Raw genomic sequence first — 4,315 nt, 5'->3', positions numbered from 1 at the left:
AAATTTAACTATTTTTAGATAAAATTAAAAATTCACAACTAATTTTCATCAAAAAATTTTAAATCAACAAAGTTTTTGAAAGAGTCTATTCAATCCAAGTGTTGAAAATACCCTATCTTTCCAACAAGAGGGAGTTGATAAAATCAATAGCTGAATTTTTGATTTGATTTAATTGGCTGTCATTGACATTAACGGCAAGGGTTGTCAATACCAGATTGGTTTTTAAACCTTGATGTATATCAAAGCATTTTAAAAACAAGTTTTCAGTTGGTAATGGCGGTCGTTAATGTTTGATGTTTCTGTTATGAATCCACTCACGGTGTTTTCCGATAGCTACGCGAACAATAACATCAATCAAATCAGTTTCATCCTCTTTTTTGAAGTAATAATAAGCCGGTCCTTCCAGCATTAATCTTAAATCATAGAATGGTCTTGGTTTGATTGCTTCCGGATGCATCAGCCCATAATTCTTTAGGAGTTTAATGTTTTCTGTTTCGTATTTCTCCAGTTTGGATTTTTGGACTTTAGTTGCTACTGTCTTTTCCTTTTTATCAAAAATTTTGGCTATTTGTGTTGAATCAATCAGTATGCTTGATTCGATTAAAAGTAGTTTTATTTCTTTTCCTTTGACGGTTATTGTTGTCGGATGTGAATTTTCACTGTCTAGGATTAGTTTCATTTTTATAGCCTCTATTATATAATATAGCTATTTTTACATATTAACTGTTTAGGAGTTAACAATAGCAGAAGAAGTTAGTGAAGAAAAAGCAATTGAAACTTCACTAACATTTTTCTTTAGGAGATTAAATATGGTTTTATGCTCTGAATTTACCTTTGATGATTCTGTTAGGTGCATTCATTAACACACCTACGGAGGTGAGTATGAATAGCTTTGTATACATTGGCAATTCATCACGGATGTCCTTTCTCATGAATTCGATTAAAGGATAGAAATCATATACGTCCCCGTCAGGTCCTAAAGGAGCAACGGTAGTACCACTTATTCTTGAGTATAATAGTTTCATTCCAGGATTTTGATAGTCCATACCAATGTAGGTTTTTTCAGCTATTTCAGATCCGCCGTCACAGACTGCTGTTCCCAAAAGATCAATATTGTCAACGCCATAATATGATTTAATAGCTTCAACAGGTTCAACCTGTCTGTTCGCTGCAAACATATCTGATTTTAATGTGGTCAGTGACTTGTAATTGACTGCCATGCTGTTTAAGTTACAGAAGCTTCCGGCGGATTCCTTGAATTTTTCCTGGGCTTTTAAAATGGTAACTCCACTGTCATCGCCTGCAGTATAGTTGTATGTTGCCACTTTAGAGTTGTTTAAAATCATGTTAATGGCTGCTTGCTCAATACTTCTTCCGATAAGTATTCCAACGTCCTGAAGCATATCGTGAACGCTGATTAAGTTGGAATCAAGCATCTGCGCTGAGACGTTTAGAACTCCTCCAATGGTGTCAATGGATACAGTGTCACTGACAGGTTTTCTTACGTTTAATTCCTGTAATGTAGCACCAGGAGCAATGTCTTTAGCCTCACCCAATTGTCCTTTGTCAATTATCTCATCAATATTGACTCTTTGAGACATGTAAGTATAATATTGGGAGTTTTCTTCGATTTCCTGTTTTGGAATTAATCTTGTGAATTTCATCCATTTGGCTGAAGTGTCTGCAACAATCTGTGCCATCACTTCATCTTGAACTTTAGCATCATTTCCTTTTGTCAACATTAATATCACCTTATGGCCTGCATTTTCCTGTTAATGCAAGATGTGGTTTGTTTAATAAAACACCAACCTTGGATTGTATGAATAATTTTGTATACTGGGGCAATTCATCATAGATGTCCTTTCTCATGATTTCAATGATTGGATAAAAGTCAGCGATGTTTTCATCACTGGTAATTGGTGCCACGGTTGTTCCTGAAGATTTGGAATACAATACTGTTAATGGAGCGTTTCTGATATCGAATGCAATATAATCCTTTTCACCAAGCATTGATCCGCCGTCTGCATGGGTTGTTCCTAAAAAGTCAATGTTATCAACACCATAATAAGCCTGAATCTCTTCTATAGGCTGTACTGACTTATTTGAGACGTAAGCCAATTGTTTGATGTAACTTAATGTCCTGTAGGATTCAACCATTATTGTTAAGTCTGCACCGGCGCCTGAACTTCCTTTGAATGCTTCCTGTGCTTTGATAACAAACTGTCCGAAAGCCTCCATTGTATCTTCGGTTTGTGTAGTATTGTATTTTGGAACCTTTGCTGAACTGACAATTGTATCGTAGATATTATATTCGATTTTATTTGCAATAAGTGTTGCCACATCTGCTAACAAGTCTTCAAAAGAGATTCTGTCACTGTCAAAGACATCCTTATTAACGTTTAAAACTCCTCCGACAGTATCAATGCTGATGGTGTCGGTTACAGGTTTTCTGATATTGAGTTCTTGCAGGGATGCTCCCGGCGCTAAATCTTTTGCTTCACCGAGAAGGCCACGTTTTATAGCCTCATCCAAATTGATGTTTTGTCTAAAGTAAGTATAATAATCAGAGTTCTCTTTAATTTCCTGTTTTGGAAAGAGTCTGGCTAGTCTTAATCTTTTAGCTGATTCATCAGTAATAGTTTGAGCTATTACCTCATTTTGCACTTTAGTATCATTTCCTTTGGTTATCATTTAAGCATCACCTATGTCATATGGTCTGAATACTTCAATGTAGTTGTAATCGTCTGAGCTAGCTACTGGGTGCATTGCAATATATTCTCCGTCATCAGATTTTATAGCTCCGGTGCTTGTTAAAGCAATTCTATCTTTAACGTTAATGTTTGATAATCCACTAGCTAATTTTAATCTGAATAAATGGCCTAATACTAATATTGCTGTTTTTCTTTTTCCTCCAGTCATTGTTATTGGATCGTTAACTGCAATGCCCAAGATGATTTCACCTTCTGCTGCAGTGTATTTTTTAACTGTTGGTTTTCCTATATCTGAGTTAGCTGATAATGTTACTGCGTCATCAACTTTGATTTTGTCCCCTGCATATTCATAACCTGGAGTTTCACCAGTAGGGGTTGTTACAGTGGTTGCAGTGATTGTACCTTCATCCAAAAGGAAAGTTGTGACCTCTTTTCTTTCTTCTAATAATATAATAGAATCTGCCATTAATTATGTCCTCCACTTAAATCTTTATTATGTAATTTATTATTTATAATATATAAAGATTTATATATAATGGCTACTTTTTTTATCTTAACATTTATCACAAATATTAGATATACTAAAATTATGGAGTTATTGAAATGATTAAAAGTTTTTCACCTAAGACAAAAGATGCTCTTGAATACTATGTTTATGTGTATTCTGACCCTGATACAAAAGAACCATTTTATGTAGGAAAAGGTAAAGGAAATCGGGTATTTAACCATTTAGATGATCGATCGGAAAATGATAAAGTACATAAAATTAAAGAAATCAGAGAAAGAGGTAAAGAGCCAATAATTGAGATTCTAGCACATGGTCTTGATAATGAAACAGCACTTAAAGTTGAAGCAGCAGCTATTGATCTAATTGGGATAAAAAACTTAACCAATCGTCAAAGAGGTCATGAATCAAGCACATATGGTAAAATTGAAGTTTCACTACTTGATGCAAGATACAGTCATGAAAAATTAAAAGAAGATGATATTACAGATAATATTCTATTGATACGAATTAATAAACGTTATAGAAATGATATGTCTCCTCAAGAACTATATGATGCAACAAGAGGGTACTGGAGACTAAATGTTGAAAATGCAAAAAAAGTGGATTATGTCTTATCCGTCTATGAAGGAATGGTTTTAGAAGTTTATGAAGTAGCTGAATGGTTACCTGCGCTATCAACATTTATGGATAGGCCAGGCAAACCAAATCCCGAAGATATGGATGGCAGATATGAGTTTGTTGGTAAAGTAGCTAACGATAATGTTAGAAAACATTATATAGATAAATCTGTTAAAGAATGTTTTCCTCCTGGCGACTCAAATCCGATTAAATACCAATGGGGAAAAAAGTAAGATACCTTCTTCAAATAAATTTTGCATTTCACAATTCAGAGGTTATTTTGGAATATAACTCCTCAAGTGTCTGTTCAACCTTGTCCTTTTTCAATTCACATTCCCACACGGTGATGACTTTCCATCCCATTTCTTTTAGTTCTTCTTGATTGCGTTTGTCACGTTCTCTATTTCTGTAGAGTTTTGGTTTCCAGTATTCAACATTGGATTTTGGTATTCTCGCATATTTGCATCCCTCATGGAGA

The 4,315-nt window shown here is 34.6% G+C and carries 6 protein-coding genes and 1 pseudogene; 1 reads left to right on the top strand and 6 read right to left on the bottom strand.

What is annotated here, in order from left to right; all coding sequences use genetic code 11:
* Positions 1–112: 112 nt before the first annotated feature.
* The 5 genes from ACJROP_RS02315 to ACJROP_RS02295 all read right to left on the bottom strand — a co-directional run bounded on the left by ACJROP_RS02315 (position 113) and on the right by ACJROP_RS02295 (position 3,177).
* Positions 113–259 carry a hypothetical protein gene (locus tag ACJROP_RS02315; RefSeq protein WP_405284132.1) on the bottom strand — a complete coding sequence of 49 codons (147 nt, stop codon included), beginning with the start codon at positions 257–259 and terminating at the stop codon, positions 113–115.
* A 24-nt stretch (positions 260–283) separates the two neighbouring features.
* Positions 284–679, bottom strand: a complete 396-nt coding sequence (locus ACJROP_RS02310) for a hypothetical protein (RefSeq protein WP_406533885.1) — start codon at positions 677–679, stop codon at positions 284–286.
* A 136-nt stretch (positions 680–815) separates the two neighbouring features.
* Positions 816–1,742 (bottom strand): hypothetical protein, encoded by a 927-nt coding sequence (locus ACJROP_RS02305; RefSeq protein WP_405280687.1) that lies wholly within the window; start codon positions 1,740–1,742, stop codon positions 816–818.
* 10 nt (positions 1,743–1,752) lie between these two features.
* Positions 1,753–2,691 (bottom strand): hypothetical protein, encoded by a 939-nt coding sequence (locus tag ACJROP_RS02300; protein ID WP_295622666.1) that lies wholly within the window; start codon positions 2,689–2,691, stop codon positions 1,753–1,755.
* Positions 2,692–3,177, bottom strand: a complete 486-nt coding sequence (locus tag ACJROP_RS02295) for a hypothetical protein (RefSeq protein ID WP_296884745.1) — start codon at positions 3,175–3,177, stop codon at positions 2,692–2,694. It lies immediately after the preceding gene.
* Between the two features lie 191 nt (positions 3,178–3,368).
* On the opposite strand from ACJROP_RS02295, the gene ACJROP_RS02290 reads away from it, so the two are divergent.
* Positions 3,369–4,070 (top strand): LEM-3-like GIY-YIG domain-containing protein, encoded by a 702-nt coding sequence (locus ACJROP_RS02290; protein ID WP_406533884.1) that lies wholly within the window; start codon positions 3,369–3,371, stop codon positions 4,068–4,070.
* A gap of 28 nt (positions 4,071–4,098) precedes the next feature.
* On the opposite strand, the pseudogene ACJROP_RS02285 reads toward ACJROP_RS02290, so the two are convergent.
* Positions 4,099–4,315: pseudogene (locus tag ACJROP_RS02285) on the bottom strand (very short patch repair endonuclease); the annotation flags it as partial.

Origin of the sequence: Methanobrevibacter sp., from assembly GCF_045220775.1 — an archaeon.
GTDB lineage: Archaea > Methanobacteriota > Methanobacteria > Methanobacteriales > Methanobacteriaceae > Methanocatella.
Note: the sequence above shows the minus strand (reverse complement) of the source record. Positions and strands in the feature narration are given on the sequence as shown.